Origin of the sequence: Mucilaginibacter sp., assembly GCF_041660805.1 — a bacterium.
In the GTDB taxonomy this organism is placed as follows: Bacteria; Bacteroidota; Bacteroidia; order Sphingobacteriales; family Sphingobacteriaceae; genus Mucilaginibacter.
In genome coordinates, this window is the sequence record NZ_JBAZVP010000011.1 from 100,509 (window position 1) to 116,674 (window position 16,166).

The 16,166-nt window shown below is 40.3% G+C and carries 14 protein-coding genes; 2 read left to right on the plus strand and 12 right to left on the minus strand.

The window, feature by feature from the left end; genetic code table 11:
* Positions 1-97 precede the first annotated feature (97 nt).
* The 11 genes from WC743_RS15320 to WC743_RS15370 all read right to left on the minus strand — a co-directional run bounded on the left by WC743_RS15320 (position 98) and on the right by WC743_RS15370 (position 10,988).
* The gene (locus WC743_RS15320) at positions 98-1,363 is read right to left on the minus strand and encodes a transglycosylase SLT domain-containing protein (RefSeq protein ID WP_373013165.1); all 1,266 of its coding nucleotides are present in this window, start codon (positions 1,361-1,363) and stop codon (positions 98-100) included.
* A 58-nt stretch (positions 1,364-1,421) separates the two neighbouring features.
* Entirely contained in the window at positions 1,422-2,849 is a 1,428-nt protein-coding gene (gene gatA / locus WC743_RS15325; protein WP_373013167.1) for an Asp-tRNA(Asn)/Glu-tRNA(Gln) amidotransferase subunit GatA, read from the minus strand.
* Positions 2,850-2,951: 102 nt separating this feature from the next.
* The gene (tatA, locus tag WC743_RS15330; protein WP_373013169.1) at positions 2,952-3,137 is read right to left on the minus strand and encodes a twin-arginine translocase TatA/TatE family subunit; all 186 of its coding nucleotides are present in this window, start codon (positions 3,135-3,137) and stop codon (positions 2,952-2,954) included.
* Positions 3,138-3,174: 37 nt separating this feature from the next.
* Complete coding sequence (locus WC743_RS15335; RefSeq protein ID WP_373013171.1) at positions 3,175-3,636, minus strand: twin-arginine translocase TatA/TatE family subunit; 462 nt, start codon at positions 3,634-3,636, stop codon at positions 3,175-3,177.
* 53 nt (positions 3,637-3,689) lie between these two features.
* Entirely contained in the window at positions 3,690-4,985 is a 1,296-nt protein-coding gene (locus WC743_RS15340; protein ID WP_373013173.1) for a murein hydrolase activator EnvC, read from the minus strand.
* 19 nt (positions 4,986-5,004) lie between these two features.
* Positions 5,005-5,799: a DUF4292 domain-containing protein gene (locus WC743_RS15345; protein WP_373013175.1), complete on the minus strand. Its 795-nt coding sequence runs from the start codon at positions 5,797-5,799 to the stop codon at positions 5,005-5,007.
* Positions 5,777-7,513: a tetratricopeptide repeat protein gene (locus tag WC743_RS15350; protein WP_373013177.1), complete on the minus strand. Its 1,737-nt coding sequence runs from the start codon at positions 7,511-7,513 to the stop codon at positions 5,777-5,779. The genes WC743_RS15345 and WC743_RS15350 overlap by 23 nt, the downstream gene beginning before the upstream one ends.
* A gap of 8 nt (positions 7,514-7,521) precedes the next feature.
* Positions 7,522-7,956 (minus strand): dUTP diphosphatase, encoded by a 435-nt coding sequence (gene dut / locus WC743_RS15355; RefSeq protein WP_373013179.1) that lies wholly within the window; start codon positions 7,954-7,956, stop codon positions 7,522-7,524.
* Positions 7,953-9,455: a lipopolysaccharide biosynthesis protein gene (locus WC743_RS15360; RefSeq protein WP_373013181.1), complete on the minus strand. Its 1,503-nt coding sequence runs from the start codon at positions 9,453-9,455 to the stop codon at positions 7,953-7,955. The genes dut and WC743_RS15360 overlap by 4 nt, the downstream gene beginning before the upstream one ends.
* A gap of 20 nt (positions 9,456-9,475) precedes the next feature.
* Entirely contained in the window at positions 9,476-9,754 is a 279-nt protein-coding gene (locus WC743_RS15365; protein ID WP_373013183.1) for an acylphosphatase, read from the minus strand.
* Positions 9,755-9,815: 61 nt separating this feature from the next.
* Complete coding sequence (locus WC743_RS15370) at positions 9,816-10,988, minus strand: amidohydrolase family protein (RefSeq protein ID WP_373013184.1); 1,173 nt, start codon at positions 10,986-10,988, stop codon at positions 9,816-9,818.
* A 149-nt stretch (positions 10,989-11,137) separates the two neighbouring features.
* Here WC743_RS15370 and rlmN point away from each other — a divergent pair, with 149 nt between their 5' ends.
* Positions 11,138-12,211 (plus strand): 23S rRNA (adenine(2503)-C(2))-methyltransferase RlmN, encoded by a 1,074-nt coding sequence (gene rlmN / locus WC743_RS15375; protein WP_373013186.1) that lies wholly within the window; start codon positions 11,138-11,140, stop codon positions 12,209-12,211.
* A gap of 21 nt (positions 12,212-12,232) precedes the next feature.
* Positions 12,233-12,928: a ComF family protein gene (locus WC743_RS15380; RefSeq protein WP_373013188.1), complete on the plus strand. Its 696-nt coding sequence runs from the start codon at positions 12,233-12,235 to the stop codon at positions 12,926-12,928.
* A 107-nt stretch (positions 12,929-13,035) separates the two neighbouring features.
* Here the strand turns inward: WC743_RS15380 and WC743_RS15385 are convergent, their stop codons facing one another.
* Entirely contained in the window at positions 13,036-16,164 is a 3,129-nt protein-coding gene (locus WC743_RS15385) for a PAS domain S-box protein (RefSeq protein ID WP_373013190.1), read from the minus strand.
* Between the last annotated feature and the right edge of the window lie 2 nt (positions 16,165-16,166).

The window sequence follows — 16,166 nt, forward strand, 5'->3', positions numbered from 1 at the left end:
ATTACAATTACCTTTTTGAACTTGCTAACCTTACTAATAATAAAAGCCCGGCCATGAAATATATCAAAGCCGGGCTTCTATTTATTGGTTATTTATCTTATCCCCTGGTGATCTTAATTGTTAAGCCGGGTTGCAAGTGTACAGTTTTACTGCTGCCAAATTCTATGTTCAGCTTCATCAGTTCATCTACATTTATACCGTACTTAGTAGCAATACCGGTAAATGTATCGCCTTTTTGGGTTGTGTGGTAAGGTGGTAAAACACGCGACGGCGCTCCTGAAGCGGCTGTACTAGTTGATGTTGCTGTAGTAGCTGCAGCCTGAGCCGGCACTTGTGCTGGTTGCACTGATGCTGTATAAACAGGCTGGATATGTACAACAGGCACCGGGCCATCGGGGTTATTTAAAACCTGGGTTAAAGCAGCAGATCTTTCCTTTTGGATTATTTGCGGGATTATGATTTTACGTGGTGCGGCGGCTGTGCCATTTACCATTAGTTGTTTATAGGCGGGATTTAAGATGCTGATATCCTTAAGGGTAATGCCCAGCACCTGTGCTACTTTGCTTAACGGCACAAACTTATTTACCGATACAGTATCGGTAGTTGTTGCGATGGTACAAGCATAAGGCATTATATTATGTCTTTGAGAATAATTTAATACATAACTAACTGCAATGTAAGCAGGTACATAACCACGGGTTTCGGCAGGCAGGTATTGGCGGATAGACCAAAAATCATTTGCTCCGGCTTTTTCCATGGCATGCTCTACATTGCTTTTACCGCAGTTGTATGATGCAATGGCTAATAACCAATCGCCAAATTGCTGATAGGCATCCTTTAAATAGGCTGCGGCTGCCTGGCTGGATTGTACAGGGTCGCGGCGCTCATCAACGTAATCATTCATTTTAAGGCCGTAAACCTTTGCCGTTTCTGACATAAACTGCCACAAACCAGATGCGCCTACTCTTGAAACCGCATTTGGGTTAAGTGCCGATTCAACTATAGAAAGATATTTGATCTCATCGGGAATACCCGCATCACGAAAAGCTTTTTCGTAAATAGGAAAGTAATATTTTGTAAGCCCCATAATGCGGCTCATCTCATCGCGGCGGCCCATATAATTATCAATGTAGCTTTGTACATATTCGTTATAATCTAAAGGCACATCCTTCTTGATAGAATCTAACCTGCGCTTAAAAATAACGTTCTGATAGATGGATACCGGCACCTGGCTCACAGGCAACAACACCGTAGTATCGGCAATATTAACCGGTGAATTTAAATTCAGAAATTTGTTGTTTGAATTGGCCTTAACTACTTGTACTAATAAAACACAAATAATAAAAGTAAACAGTCTCTTCATACTTTACAGCTAAAAAAATAAATCGAGGCTATAGATTATTTACTAATATATTAATTTCTTATAGCTTCAGGAAATATTCTGAAAAATTTAACAGTTCTTGTTCGGAAAAGGCTTTAGATAATAATTGTAAACCTAACGGCAACCCCTTGTTATTATTGCCCGCAGGTAACGATATTGCCGGCAAACCTGCCAGCGATGCCTGTACTGTAAAAATATCGTGCAAGTAATTGACTACCGGGTCCTTCTCTATTTTCCCTATGCTAAATGCCGCCTCCGGCGCTGTAGGGGTTAAAATAAAATCGAAATCTTCCAGTATGGCGTTAGTTTTATTTCTGATCAGGCGGCGTACTTTTTGGGCCTTTGCATAATAAGCATCATAATAACCGGCGCTTAATACAAATGTGCCCAGCATTATGCGGCGCTTAACCTCTGTACCAAACCCTTCTGACCGGGATAGTTTATAGGTTGATACCAGATCTGTAGCGTTTGGGCTGCGGTAACCATAGTGCACACCATCATACCGGGCCAGGTTTGATGAAGCCTCTGCCATGGCCAGTATGTAATATGTTGGGACCAGGTATTCAAGGTATTCAAATGATATTGGTTTTACTGTATGCCCATCGGCCCTTAGTTTATCAATATAAGTAATAAGCGCGTTCTTTACTTCTGCATCCACACCCGGGCTGGATATGGCTTCCTGTAAATAGGCTATTTTCATTTTGCCGGACGACGGAGTCGTTTCCTCTGAATAACGGGGCACAGGCTTGCGCGATAATGTGCTATCAAACTCATCATGCCCTGCCATTACCTCCAACAGAAGCGCAGCATCGGCAACAGAATTGGTTAATGTGCCCACCTGGTCAAATGACGAAGCATAAGAAATAATACCATGCCGTGATATGCGCCCGTAAGATGGTTTAAAGCCAACAATCCCGCAAAATGCAGCGGGCTGGCGTACAGAACCACCGGTATCGGTACCAATTGCGGCGTGGCACATGCCTGCCTGTACAGCTACTGCCGAGCCTCCCGAAGAACCACCGGATACACGGGTTTCATCAGCATAGTTTTTTACCGGGCCGAAATAAGAGTTTTCATTAGCGGCGCCCATTGCAAATTCATCGCAGTTACAGCGGCCAATAATAATGGCATCTTCTGCCAGCAAGCGTTCAACTATTGTAGCTGAATATATAGAGGTAAAATTTTCAAGTATTTTTGATGATGCCGAAACCTTATGGTCTTTATAGCAGATATTATCTTTTATAGCGATAACCATACCGGCAAGTTTACCGGCAGTTCCCTGTTTTAGTTTAACATCAACACCCTTTGCACTGTTGAGGGCTTCCTGCTCAAACACCTCGTTAAATACGTTTAAACGTGTGTTTGCTTTAATTTGCTGCAAATATCCTTTTACCAGGCTTTCGGCTGTAACTTCCCCACTTTGCAGTCCGCTCTTAATTTCATTATAAGAGGAGTAATTTATAGACATGCGCTAAAAATAAAAAAACTTATCCGTTGAAGCATAAATATTTCAACAGATAAGTTATAAGTTTAAACAGCTATTAATAGCCGGGTATCGAATATATCGAGATTAAACTTTTGGTTTATCTTCTGCAGACGTTGTGCTTGCAGTATTGGCCTCGCCATTCTGCGCGTCTTTAAATTCTTTTACACCTCTGCCTAAACCTTTCATTAGTTCAGGAATTTTTTTACCGCCGAACATAATTAATATTGCAACGATGATCAGAATAATTTCTGGTGCGCCTAATCCACCCATGATAATTTAAATTTATGTTATGTTAATATTTTTGTGACTACTTATATTTTTCTTCAATTGTTTTTTCAACCGGCTCTTCGGCTTTATCTGCTTCAGCACTTGCTTCATGCTGGCCGGTAACTGGGTGCTTCAACTCAGCACTTTCGTGGCTGTATGTTTCCGGTGCTTCAGGGTTACTCAATTCCGTTTCTTCAATAGCATCTGTTGCCGCATGGCCTTCAAAAGCGGGCAATGTGCCTGTAACAGGCTCGTATGATTGCACTTTTTCTTCCTCGGCAGTTACTGCTATTTCTGTTTTCTTTTCTTCGTAATTGTTTATCTGGTTGTTTATCTCTCGCTTAACATCTTCAGATGCATCCTTAAAATCACGAATACCTTTACCCAGCCCACGTGCCAGTTCAGGCAGTTTTTCGCCGCCAAACAGCATCAAAGCGGCAAATACGATCAGTATCATTTCGCCGCCACCTATATTCAAAAATAAAAAAACAGAACTTAACATCTGATATTAATTAAAGTTACAAATATATACAATTACAACGCTATAAAGTTCTACTAATTGTCTGCCAGCCAAAGCTTAGGATTTACAACTGTTTTACCTTGATATAACGCGAATATTACTTCGGCCTCACCGCTTGACGGATCAGTAGCAACTGTGCCAATAGCCTGCTTGGTACTCACTTTTTGCCCTTTAGCCACATTAACAGCTTTTAGGTTTGAGTAAGCTGTAAAATACTCACCATGTTTTATAATTACAAGGTATGTACCGCTTACATCCATCACCTTCACTACTTCACCTTCAAATACAGCCCTTACAGATGCGCCTGTAGGCGTTCTTATTTCATAACCGGGATTATCATTACGGATGCCCTCGCTATCGGTATAAGTACCAAAACCATGCACTAACTGCCCGTTTGCAACCGGCCATGGTAAACGGCCGCGGTTACCTAAAAAGTCGTTAGATAGTTTAGCTGCCTCGGGCGTTGCGTTTAGCACCTCACTGTTTGATGATGTTTTGGTTATGGCTTTTTTAGTTGGGGCAACTACCTCCCGGTTCTCTGCTTTGGCTTTTGCTGCCGCCGCTTTTGCTGCTGCCGCCGCCTTTGCTTCGGCCTCGCGCCGTGCATCTTCTATTTCTTTACGGATAGCATTAGTAATTTCTCTTGTAGTTTTCGCTATCTTTTTTTGTATATCCTTTTGCTGCTTCTTAAGTTCGCCCTGGTGTTTTGACAGGTCGACAATAACTTTTACCTGGTTATTTTTCTCTTTACCGAGGGTTTCTTTTTCCTTTTCCTGCTCGGTTAGCAAATTACTTTTTTGCTTCTTATCCTTATCCAGTTCAACAATCTTAACGTTCAGATCTTTTTGTGTGCCCTGTATATAACCTGCCTGGCGTTCACGGTAAGTACCAAATTGCTGCAGATATTTTAAGCGCCTGTAGGCCTGGTTAAAATCTTTCCCGGCAAAAATGAACATCAGCTTGTTATAAGCGCTTTGGTTACGGTAGGCAAAAAGCACCATACCCGCGTATTCCTTTTTAAGTTGGTCTAACTGGCTTTGTAAAGTACGTACGGTGTTACTGCTCTGAGAGATCTGATTATCTAAATTCCTTACCTCTGCATTAATATTGGTTATCTTTTCTTCGCGCAGGTTTATTTGCGCCTTTAATATATTTAGCTGTTTTAATGAAACTTTTTTGCTGCTTGCGGTTTCCTGATACTCCTGGTTAAGTTGTTCCAGTTCATCTGTTAGTTTATCGCGCCTGCGCTTTAACTCCGAACTGCTCTGCGCAAGCACGCTTGTAGCTGCAAATACAAAGATAAAAAGGAAGGCTGTTCTAAAAAATTTCATTCACCAAAAATATAATTTTTTAATTAGCAGCCTCGTAACTTTTTGGTATACTGAACGGATATTCGAGCGGAAGGTCAAATTCTGCCTTGGTATAACGCAAATTGGCCTGTATTTTATTATTACCCGCGGTAGATAATATATCAACCTGTGACGGTATTACCCTGTTGCTGGCCTGTATAAATACATTGTTGGCAACCTGTAATGTTTGGCGCGCCGCTGTATTTGATAAATTTGTTTGGGTAACTTTTAAATCGGCACCTAAAAGCAACTTATAAATGAGGCCTTGTAAATTACCCGTTATGGCAGTGTTATTACCCTCAGGCAAAAATGTAGCATTCTCATTAAGCAATTCGCCAATGGCATTACCTACTAACAAAGACTGTATTGTTTGAAAATTCACCTGCTTGCTTGCATACCCATATATATAACTAAAAGGCTTTTTAAGGTAGATGCTTTGCAGGCGGTTTATCACTATTAAACTATCAGGAGTTATTTGCGCACGTGCAATTTCAATACCGGCAATAGCGGTAATAGAGATCCAGATCTTTTGATCGCGGTTAATACGGATGTTCAGGGTAACATCATTATCGTTACCGTTTACATCCAGCTTAGCTTTAGCTCTGCCCGAAAAGGTATTAAAAGTTACCTGTTTTGATCTGATGGCTGCCAGCCTGCTGTTTATATCATTTGCTTTAGCAATAGCTGCGGTATCAGCAGCAGGGCGTTTTATTACCACCAGTTTTTTTGATGAACAGCCAGCCGCTATTATCAGCAGGCATACAAAGGCTATTTTATTCAATATATTTCTTTTCATTTATCTTTCGATCTAAAACCGGCGAAGCGGCACCTTGTGTTTTTGCTTTTATCCATTGCTGAACGGCTGCATCCACGTTCCCCAGTAAATACATAATATCACCGTAATGCTCGGTTTTTACCGAACTGGCACTTTTATCATGTATGAGCGATTTTTCTATCCATAGTTTAGCCTCCGAATAATTTTTTTGCTTAAAAAGTATCCAGGCGTAAGTATCCTCAAAGGATGCGGTGTTAACCTGCAGCTCGTTGCTACGCTTTGACATTTGCGCCGCCTTTACCAGTTGCTCGTTCCTTAACGACAAATAATACGCATAATTGTTGAGCGTAAATGCATTATCCGGATTATACGTTAATGCCTTATCATAAGCCGCATCAGATTTTTTGTTATCACTCAAAGCGTGGTAACAATCGCCAAGGGCAGAGTATGTTTGAGATAACAAGTCTTTATCCTGCGCCTCTAACGATGTTGCATTTTGGAAATAGCTTACCGCTTTATTAAAATCTTTTTTTTGCTGCCAGGCAATCCCCACTAAATAGTTCATCCAGGCTTGGTTAGGGAAATATGATAATGCGTTCTCGCCATCTTTAATGGCGCCATCATAATCATTTTCGCCAAGTTCTATCCTTACCAGTTGTTCGTGTACAATGTAAGCCTGACTATTTAATTCTATCGATTTTTTGTAGGCCTCTTTAGCTTCTTTAAGTTTTTCATTCTGTAGCAGCATATCGCCATATATGGCAAATGCTTTATTGCTGCCTGGGTGTGTTGCAGCTATTATTTTGCTTAGTGCCAGCGCGCTTGCTTTGGCGTTAGCCTCCGGAAACTTGGGAATATAGCCTAAAATGATCCTTATTTTTTGTTCGACATCAATATCCGGGATGGCAAAAGCAATTTCAAGTTCATGAAAGCTTGCTTCATAATTCTTTTTTTCGCGATAAATATCTGCCAGGGCTAAATGCAGTGTGCCGTTATTAGGGCTCAGCTTTTTAGCTCTTTCCAGTACCGCGGTGGCCTTGTCGTTTAAATTATTTGAATTATACACCTCGGCCAGCATCAAGTAATACTTTAGCTGACCAGGGTCGGTAGCTATAGCTTTCTCTAAAGCGGCGGCGGCTTTGTTTATGTTACCCTGTTTCAGATAAACTTTTTGGCGGTTAACCAGTAAATCATCACTCGGGCCAGCCAGCTCTTCTACCTTATCGTATAATTTTAAAGCCTCATCATACTTTTTCTGAATGGTAAACGCGTTTGCTTTGTCGTAATAATAATCGGGTTTATCGGGGTTTATTCTTATCAGCTCGTTAAAAACGTTCTCCAGCTTGCCTATATCGTTTGATTTTTCGTAGCTATCGGCCAAAGCTATCCAATACCATTCGTTATTAGGGTTAACCGTTACGGCACGCTCCAGCAACACACGAGATGATTTTTGATTGTTTTGCATCTTCTCCAGGTTAGCCAACTCAAACATGGAGGCATCGTTAGCCGGGTCTATCTGTAAAACCCGGTTAAAAAACTCTGATGCCAGTTTGTAGTTATCAACCGTTTTTTCGCGCAGGGCCGAAAAAAATAATTGCTTTACCAGGCCACTATCAGCATATGTAAGCGGTTTGCCTGCAATTATTATTGCAGTGTTATCCCTGCCGGGCTTGTCTTGCGCAAAGCCGGCAACAGATAATCCTAAACCTAAAATTATTAATGCTGTTAGTTTCATGTCAACTCCTATCCTACACCTGTATGTCCATAACCACCCACACCGCGGGTTGTTTCATTCAAAGTATCAACTTCCTGCCATTGTACCTGCTCATGCCGGGCCACAACCATTTGTGCTATCCTATCACCTGTATTAATCTCAAAATCTTCTGCAGACAGGTTTACCAGCAGCACTTTTATCTCGCCGCGGTAATCTGCATCAATAGTACCGGGAGAGTTTACAATGCTTATACCGTGCTTGTATGCCAATCCGCTGCGCGGGCGTATCTGTGCCTCATAGCCTTCAGGTAATTCAATATGAAGGCCGGTTGGTATCAGCTTACGCTCAAGAGGCTTAAGGGTTACCGGTGCTTCCAGGTCGGCACGCATATCCATACCTGCGGCATGCATGGTTTCATAAGCCGGCAGGGTGTTCTTTGATCGGTTTATAACTTTTATGTTCATCTGCTAAATATAGCTTTTAGTTCTTTTTGTTCGTTATAAAATGCTCCTAAGGCAAATAAAATGAGCAGGCCGTTCCCAATAAATATGTTTCTTTTAAACACACTGAATGATAAATAAACGAGCACAGCCGAGATAATGATATAAGTTAGGTTCTTTTTTAAATTATATGGTATAGGATAGTTCTTTTGCCCCCATACATATGATAATATCATCATACTGGAATAAGCAATTAACGAGATCCATGCTGACGCGATATAACCATAAGAAGGTATGAAAATTACGTTAAGCACAATAGTTACAAGTGCACCTGCACCTGATATATAAAGACCGTATTTTGTTTGATCGGTAAGTTTATACCATACCGAAAGATTCATGTAAATACCAAGGCTTACATAACCAAACAACAGCACTGGTATTACCTTAATACCTGACCAGTACACAGCTGCCTGCGCAGCATCTTTACCCTTTATAAAATATTTAAGCAGTTCAATATTGGCCACTAACGACACAAATATCATACATACGGCTATTACAAAATAATTCATAATACGAGCGTAAGTTTGAGTGGCATTTTTATTTTTGGCGTGACTGAAAAAGAACGGTTCTGCACCCAGCCTGAATGCATTCACAAATATGCTGAGGAAGATAGATATTTTGGCACAGGCTGTATATATACCTACCTGTGTAGCACTATCATTTACAGGCAACAGCTTACCTAAGAGTATTTTATCAAGGTTTTCATTTATTAGGTATGAAAAATTAGCTATAAGCACCGGCCAACTATAAATAAGCATTTCCAAAAACAAAGCCTTACTAAACGTTGGGCGAAGTTTTAAAAGTTCAGGCATTAGCATAAATAAAGTAATAATACTGGTAATTAAGTTTGACATAAACACATAGCCAAGCCACCCTTGTTTATACCAGCTACTTATCCAGCCTGTGTATGGCAGGTTATGCTTAATAACAAAAGGCAAACCATATATAAAAAACAGGTTAAGGCTTACAAATATTACTACGTTTAAAAACTTAATGAGGCTGTAACGACCGGGGCGCCCATCTGCACGTATTTTGGCAAAAGGGATTACACACAAGGCATCAACAATTAAAATACCTATAAAATATTTAGTGTATAAAATGTACTCTGCAAAAGGTGTGCTCGAGTCAATCCTTATCCAACCGGTAATAAAGTGGGCAAATGGAAAAGTGAGCAAAAAAAATATAACAGATATAGTTAATACTGCCCCAAACGAATTGTTATAGATCAATTGTTTATCATCGGGCCGTTTATTAAGGTACCTGAAAAAGGTGGTTTCCATCCCAAATGCCAACAAGGCATTAAGCATTGAAGCATAACTATATAAGTTACCAAATACACCGTATACCTTAGCCGAATATGCCCGGGTATAAACTGGGGTAAGAAAGAAACTTAGCACCCTGCCTGCTATGGTACTTATACCATAAATAGCTGTTTGCCCTGCGAATTTTTTAGCGGTTGACAATTAAGGGAGACTTAAATGAATTATAAACTCTTTTTTACAACCTCAAAATTACGATAGTTTTTTAATTCGCCCTCATGGCTCTCTACCGAGGTAACTACGGCATGCTCGGCCCCTTCATGGCACCACTCTAAAAACATTTCGAGGAAGGTATCGTCGGCTTCGGCAGCTATAAAAACATCACCGTTAGGTTCATTCTTAACAAAGCCTTTAACACCAAGCTGGTCGGCAACGGCTTTGGCGCCTGCCCTAAAAAAAACGCCCTGTACTTTACCTTTTACAGTAATATCTAAATGCTTCATTTTTTGAGTTGAATGTGTTTAATGCAAATTAACTTAATCCAACTCAATAAACCCAATCCAACTAAATCAACTTCTTAACTTTGGTTTCGGGAGTAAGTTTTAACCCGTCAAGGCCGGTTATTAAGTTTAGCCCGGGGGTCTTGCCGGTTTCTATGGTACCTTTTTCACTTTCGATCCCTAAAAATTCGGCACCATTCCGGGTGCCCCATTCTAATAAAGTGTTAAAGCTTAACGACGGGAATTTTTGCTGGATAGTTTGCATTTCGCTTAAAATGCTCAGGCTTTTGTTTGATGCCAGGCTATCGGTACCTAAAGTAATGTTAAGGCCCTGGTTTACAAAAAGCTCAATTTTAGGCAGTTTATTTTCTATATAAACATTTGCATTGGGGCAAAAGCACCAGTTTATCTTACGATCAAACCGCTTAATGAAATAGATGTCCTTTAAATTAGTACAGGTATTATGCACCATCAATATTTTTTGCCTGCTGCTGAGCAGCGGAATTATTGATTGTAAGGAATTACGTGCCTGCGGCCTAAAATAATCTATATTGATACCAAAATGCTTGTACATATCAATAAAGCCGCCTAATTTGTAACGATACAATTTATTTTCATCCTCGCATTCCTGATTGTGGATACTTAGCAGATTGCTTTGATCGTCGCTGTGGCGTTTTATTAACTTAAACAGCTCTTTTGAAACCGAATATGGCGCATGTGCGGTTATTGAGGTAGATTGCGGCCTGAATTCATCGGCCAGTTGCACCGCTTTACCAAAAAGTTTTTCGGCGCTTTCAGGCAAAAATCCAAATATCTCAACAAAAGTGTGGTAGTAAAGCTTGCTTTTTTCTTTTAAAGCAATTGTAATATTACTGTTAGCGGTATCGCCAATAGCAACAATACCATTGTCATGCATTTCCTGGTCGGCCTTTTGGGCCGCGTCTGAGATCTCGCTTGCATCAGCATTTCTAAAAGCCTGTATATCTTTTATAAAGCTGATCAATCCACCGCCGGGTGTTATTTTGCCTTTAAGATGTGATAATTCTGTATGGCAGTGGGTGTTTATAAATCCGGGGGTTATTATCCCGCTTAAAGTTTCTATCGGTAAATTTTGATGGTCGGGGCTGGGGGCCTCTGAAACAGAAATGATCTTTCCGGAATCATTTACAGTAACTATTCCATTTTTTATAGGATCGGCACAAACAGGGAAAACGTAATCGGCTTTAAAACTTTTCATTAATAAATAAACTTAGCATCTTCAAATAAATCCCTTAAATCCGGCTTATAAAGCAAAAATAACAATTAACCATTAGTTATTGTTTTTATGTTATAAACATATGACTTTAAAAAGTGAACGAATTTTTTAAATTTAAGTACTTTTGCATTGTGAATAACAAAAAAGGTAAAATAGATATTAGAAGCCTAAGCTTAGATGCTTTGCAACAGCACTTTATCGCAATGGACGAAAAGAGCTTTCGCGCAAAACAAGTTTACGAGTGGCTTTGGAAAAAATCGTGTTTATCCTTTGATGAAATGAGCAATATTTCAAAAGAACTCCGTACTAAGCTTAATGAAAATTTCAGCATCAATAATGTTAAAATCAATACATCACAGGTTAGTGCTGATAAAACTATAAAAAATTCTTTTATATTACACGATACTCACCTAATTGAGGGCGTTTTAATTCCAACTTCTGATAGAATGACCGCTTGTGTGTCATCACAAGTGGGTTGTAGCCTCACATGTAAATTTTGTGCTACAGGATATATGGAGCGCAAACGAAACCTTAATCCGGATGAAATTTACGATCAGGTGGTATTAATTGATAAGCAGGCGCGCGAAAACTATGGCATCCCGCTTTCAAATATTGTATATATGGGCATGGGCGAACCATTGCTTAATTATGCCAATGTTTTAAAATCAATAGAAAGAATTACTGCCGAGGATGGGTTGAACATGTCCGCAAAACGCATTACCGTATCTACAGCGGGTATTGCTAAAATGATACGTAAGCTGGGCGATGATCAGGTAAAGTTTAACCTTGCCCTCTCATTACATGCCGCTAACGACGAGAAACGCAATACCATAATGCCTATAAATGAGCAAAACTCATTAAAGGCCCTCGCCGAAGCTTTAAAATACTACTACGCTAAAACCAAGAACCCGGTAACCTACGAGTATATTATTTTTGATGGTGTTAATGATACCCTGCAAGATGCCATTGAACTGGCCCGTTTTTGCAAGCACCTACCCTGCAAGGTTAATATTATTGAATATAACCCTATATCTTTTGCCAGTTTTATTAATGCCGGTGAAGATAAGGTAGAGGCTTTTGCCGATTACTTGCGCAGCCAGGGCATTAATACCAATTTGCGCCGTAGCCGTGGTAAAGATATTGACGCCGCCTGCGGGCAATTAGCTATCAACGAAAAAGAAAAAGAAGCTACAGCCGAAATATAATTTTCTGCTTAAATTACAGGCATGCAATTACGCACGTACCTGAAAGATTTTGTTTCGCTGATATTCCCTGAACTTTGTGTGGCTTGCCGCGCCGGCTTAATGGCAAATGAAGACTTGCTTTGTACCGATTGCCTGTATAACTTGCCGCTTACTAATTTTCACCTACAGCCTGATAATATTGTTGCCCGCCAGTTTTGGGGTAAATTACCTATTAAAGGCGCCTACTCCCTTTATTATTTCAACAAGGGCGGCAATATTCAAAATATGATGCATCAGTTTAAGTATAATGGCATGCATAGCATTGGTAATATGCTGGGAAATATTGCAGGGAAACAGCTTTTACAAAATGAGGTATTTAATTCTGCTGAAATAATTATACCCGTTCCATTGCACAAAAAACGATTAAAGGAGCGCGGCTATAATCAAAGTGCCAGTTTTGCAGATGGATTGGCGCAAAAAATAAGCGCTAAAGTTGATATTGATAATTTGGTGCGGAGTGTTGCTACCAAAACGCAAACCCATAAATCGCGGTTTGCCAGGTTTGAAAACATGCAGGAGGTATTTGCAGTTGCCCGCCCGGCAGACTTAATTAATAAACATGTTTTATTGGTTGATGATATTGTAACAACCGGCTCAACACTTGAGGCCTGCGGCATTGAACTGCTTAAAGTGCCCGGCTTAAAACTAAGCATAGCTACAATTGCATATGCGGAATAAAACCAGGATTAAGCGGATTTTTCAGATTAAGAGATGTGATTTGCATGAATTCCAGGCTTAACAACTCAGGTAACAAAGCGGCAACCACCCACCGTTCACTCAATTGACTACTGCTTCTGATACCGGCTTAGCTTATCGTAAAGTGTCTTAGGATCAAAGGGCTTTAAGATATAATCATTCATACCGGCTGTTTCTATTTGATCCATTTGATTGCTTAGCATTGACGCGGTTAATGCTATGATAGGTAATTTCTGAAAATACGAGTCGTTTTTGCTGCGGATAACCCCTGTTGCTTCCAGCCCGCCCATTAATGGCATGTGTATATCCATTAAAACCACATCAAAGTTTTTGTGCAGCTCTAATTTATCAATCGCTTCAATACCATTTTCAGCAAAATCAGTACTTGCACCCCATTTTTTTAATACTTTGTTTATTAATAACCTGTTTATTTGATTATCATCAACTACCAGTACATTAATATTTAATCCTGTTTCCACCCTATTTGTATCATTAACTGTATGGTCCTTTATTTTATTAAAGGTAATTGTAAACCAAAAGGTTGAACCCTGCCCTAACACACTATCCACATTTATACGCGAATCATGCAGCTCTATCAGGCGTTTACTTATTGCTAAACCCAGGCCTGTACCACCATAATTACGGGTTGTATCGGCCTCGGCCTGCTTAAAAGATTCAAATATGGTATTTAATTTGTTTTTAGCAATCCCAATTCCGGTGTCTGATACGGCAAAACGGATCCTAACACTGTTTTCATTATCTTCAATTACCTTGAGATCTATGTTCACCCCGCCATTTGAAGTAAACTTAACAGAATTGCTCACCAAATTTAGCAAAATCTGTGTAAGCCTTGCACGGTCGCCAGCTATTAATGCAGGTACGGCTTCATCAATGCTCTCTTTCAGATAAATGTTATTTGCTACAGCTTTATATTGCATTGATGCCCTGATGCTGTTAACCATGTCCCGCAGATCAACCTTTGCTTTTTCCAGCTCAATGTTACCTGTTTCTATTTTTGTAAAATCAAGTACATCGTTTATCAGCGACATCAGGTTCTCTGCAGAGAACTTAAGAATACTCAGGTTTTCTTTTTGTGACGGCAGCGGACTATCATCCAGTAACAGGTGCGACATGCCAATAACCGCGTTAAGCGGGGTGCGTATTTCATGGCTCATTACGCCAATGAACATGTCTTTGGCCCGGCTTAATTGCAAGGCCTCCTCTTTGGCGGCAATCAGTTCCATCTCGGCCTTTTTCTTAGCTGTGATATCAATAATTACTTCAATGTATTTATCAACCTTGCCATTATCGGCCATAATAACCGAATTGATAACCGAGATCCATAACGGCTGGCCATCCTTTCTGTATATCAACAAATCAACCTCAAATGATTGCATTTGTTGCGAAAGCTCACGGGTTTTAGTGATGATAGCTACATCTGTAAGTTCTCCCTTTAAAGAATCACCCAGGTGTTTGTCCTTTACATCATCTAAACTATAACCGGTAATTTTTTCAAATGCGCTGTTTACCCATTCTACCTTACCTTCACTATCATTGATAACTACCCCGCTTGTTGTACTGCTGGCCACCAATGACAGCTTGGTAAGCTGCTCCTCAGATTTTTTCCGGTTGGTTATATCAACCATTACACCTATTTGGCGTTCTACGTTGCCTACCTCATTAAACAGCGGGCTATTTGAAATAAATACCCATACTACTGAACCGTTCTTTTTATAAATTTTTATTTCAATCTCATACGGTTTGTTTTCTTTTACAGCTTTTACAGCTTTCTCAAAAACTTCACGACTGGTTTCTTCACCTACTAATTTTGTACCAATGGTATGCCCTTTCAGCTCTTCTAACGAATAACCGATAATGCTTTCCATGCTTTCGTTCATCCATATTATTTTTCCCACTGCATCGCGTATCATAATACCACTTGGTGATTTACGCGCGGCAAATGACAATATCTCCACGTCATGCTCCGCCTTCTTGCGGGCGGTTATATCTATAATAATGCGAATAAACTTTTCTATCCCCCCGTTTCCGGCATATATAACAGAGTTGGTTACCGATATCCAAATAGGCTTGCCTTCTTTAGTGTTCATGGACAGCTCCACCTCATATGACAGGTTTTTCTCCCTTGCTTCAATCAATGCTTTCTCCGCAGCAGCATCCACGGGCTTGCCTTTTAGTATCTCGCCCAAAAACTTTCCTTCGGCATCAGCAAGGTCATAACCTGTAATTACATTAAAGGCATCGTTTGTCCATATAACTTTATCCCCGGCATCGCTTATTACAACACCATTTTTTATTTTACTTGCCACGAGTGATAACTGTTCGGTTTCGAGGATCAATTTTTTCTGAAAGTTGATATCCCGCCCGCTGGCGTACCATTTACCACCTTTATTAATGGCGGTCCAGCTCACCCATTTAACTTCTTTATCTTTTGTAAGAGTTTGTGTTTCAAGCTCAATAGGCTTTTTCGACGCCAGGGCATGTTCAATCAGCGGCACAAATTGTTCGCGGTTTTTACCGGCCACAAAATCCCATAACGATAAGCCAATAACCTGCTCAGGTGTAAAACCCAGTATGGCGGTAACCGCGTCATTGATCAGCTCAATATTTGATCCTTCGTTGGCAATAAAGTGGATCTCTGATGAGCTGTTGAACAGGTTATAAAACTCCTTATGAATAACCAGGCTTTTCTCCAGTTCCTTTTTTTGCCTGCGCAAAATAAGGTGCGACATTACCTCGTTAGCTAAAATTTGCATAGCGTCGCGCTGGTCATTATTTAAATGCTTAACTTTTTGGTCAATAACACATAGGGTACCTATCCGGTAGCCGTCCGGATCAATAAGGGGGGTGCTGGCATAAAACCGTAGGCCAAAGTCGCCTTTAACCATTTCGTGATCGCGGAATTTATTATCTTTTGATGCATCCGGAATTTCAACCAAATGATCCTGAAGGATGGTGTATTGGCAAAAGGTATCTTCAACAGGTACCTGCTCAACATCTAAACCCACCTTTGCTTTAACCCATTGCCGGGTATCATCAATAAATGATATAAAAGCAATAGGCGCCTGGCATATATAGGATGCCAGGCGCGTTATAGCATCATACTCCTTCTCTGGTAAGGTATCCATGATACCGTATGAGCTAAGTGCAGCTAATCTGTCTTGTTCATTTCCTTGAAGGGTGCGCTGCTGCTCAATCATTT

Excerpts from the sequence above, each read along its gene's own strand:
- WC743_RS15320 (WP_373013165.1), bottom strand. The coding sequence starts at position 1,363 with ATGAAGAGACTGTTTACTTTTATTATTTGTGTTTTATTAGTACAAGTA.
- gatA (WP_373013167.1), bottom strand. The coding sequence starts at position 2,849 with ATGTCTATAAATTACTCCTCTTATAATGAAATTAAGAGCGGACTGCAA.
- tatA (WP_373013169.1), bottom strand. The coding sequence starts at position 3,137 with ATGGGTGGATTAGGCGCACCAGAAATTATTCTGATCATCGTTGCAATA.
- WC743_RS15335 (WP_373013171.1), bottom strand. The coding sequence starts at position 3,636 with ATGTTAAGTTCTGTTTTTTTATTTTTGAATATAGGTGGCGGCGAAATG.
- WC743_RS15340 (WP_373013173.1), bottom strand. The coding sequence starts at position 4,985 with ATGAAATTTTTTAGAACAGCCTTCCTTTTTATCTTTGTATTTGCAGCT.
- WC743_RS15345 (WP_373013175.1), bottom strand. The coding sequence starts at position 5,799 with ATGAAAAGAAATATATTGAATAAAATAGCCTTTGTATGCCTGCTGATA.
- WC743_RS15350 (WP_373013177.1), bottom strand. The coding sequence starts at position 7,513 with ATGAAACTAACAGCATTAATAATTTTAGGTTTAGGATTATCTGTTGCC.
- dut (WP_373013179.1), bottom strand. The coding sequence starts at position 7,956 with ATGAACATAAAAGTTATAAACCGATCAAAGAACACCCTGCCGGCTTAT.
- WC743_RS15365 (WP_373013183.1), bottom strand. The coding sequence starts at position 9,754 with ATGAAGCATTTAGATATTACTGTAAAAGGTAAAGTACAGGGCGTTTTT.
- WC743_RS15370 (WP_373013184.1), bottom strand. The coding sequence starts at position 10,988 with ATGAAAAGTTTTAAAGCCGATTACGTTTTCCCTGTTTGTGCCGATCCT.
- WC743_RS15380 (WP_373013188.1), top strand. The coding sequence starts at position 12,233 with ATGCAATTACGCACGTACCTGAAAGATTTTGTTTCGCTGATATTCCCT.
- WC743_RS15385 (WP_373013190.1), bottom strand. The coding sequence starts at position 16,164 with ATGATTGAGCAGCAGCGCACCCTTCAAGGAAATGAACAAGACAGATTA.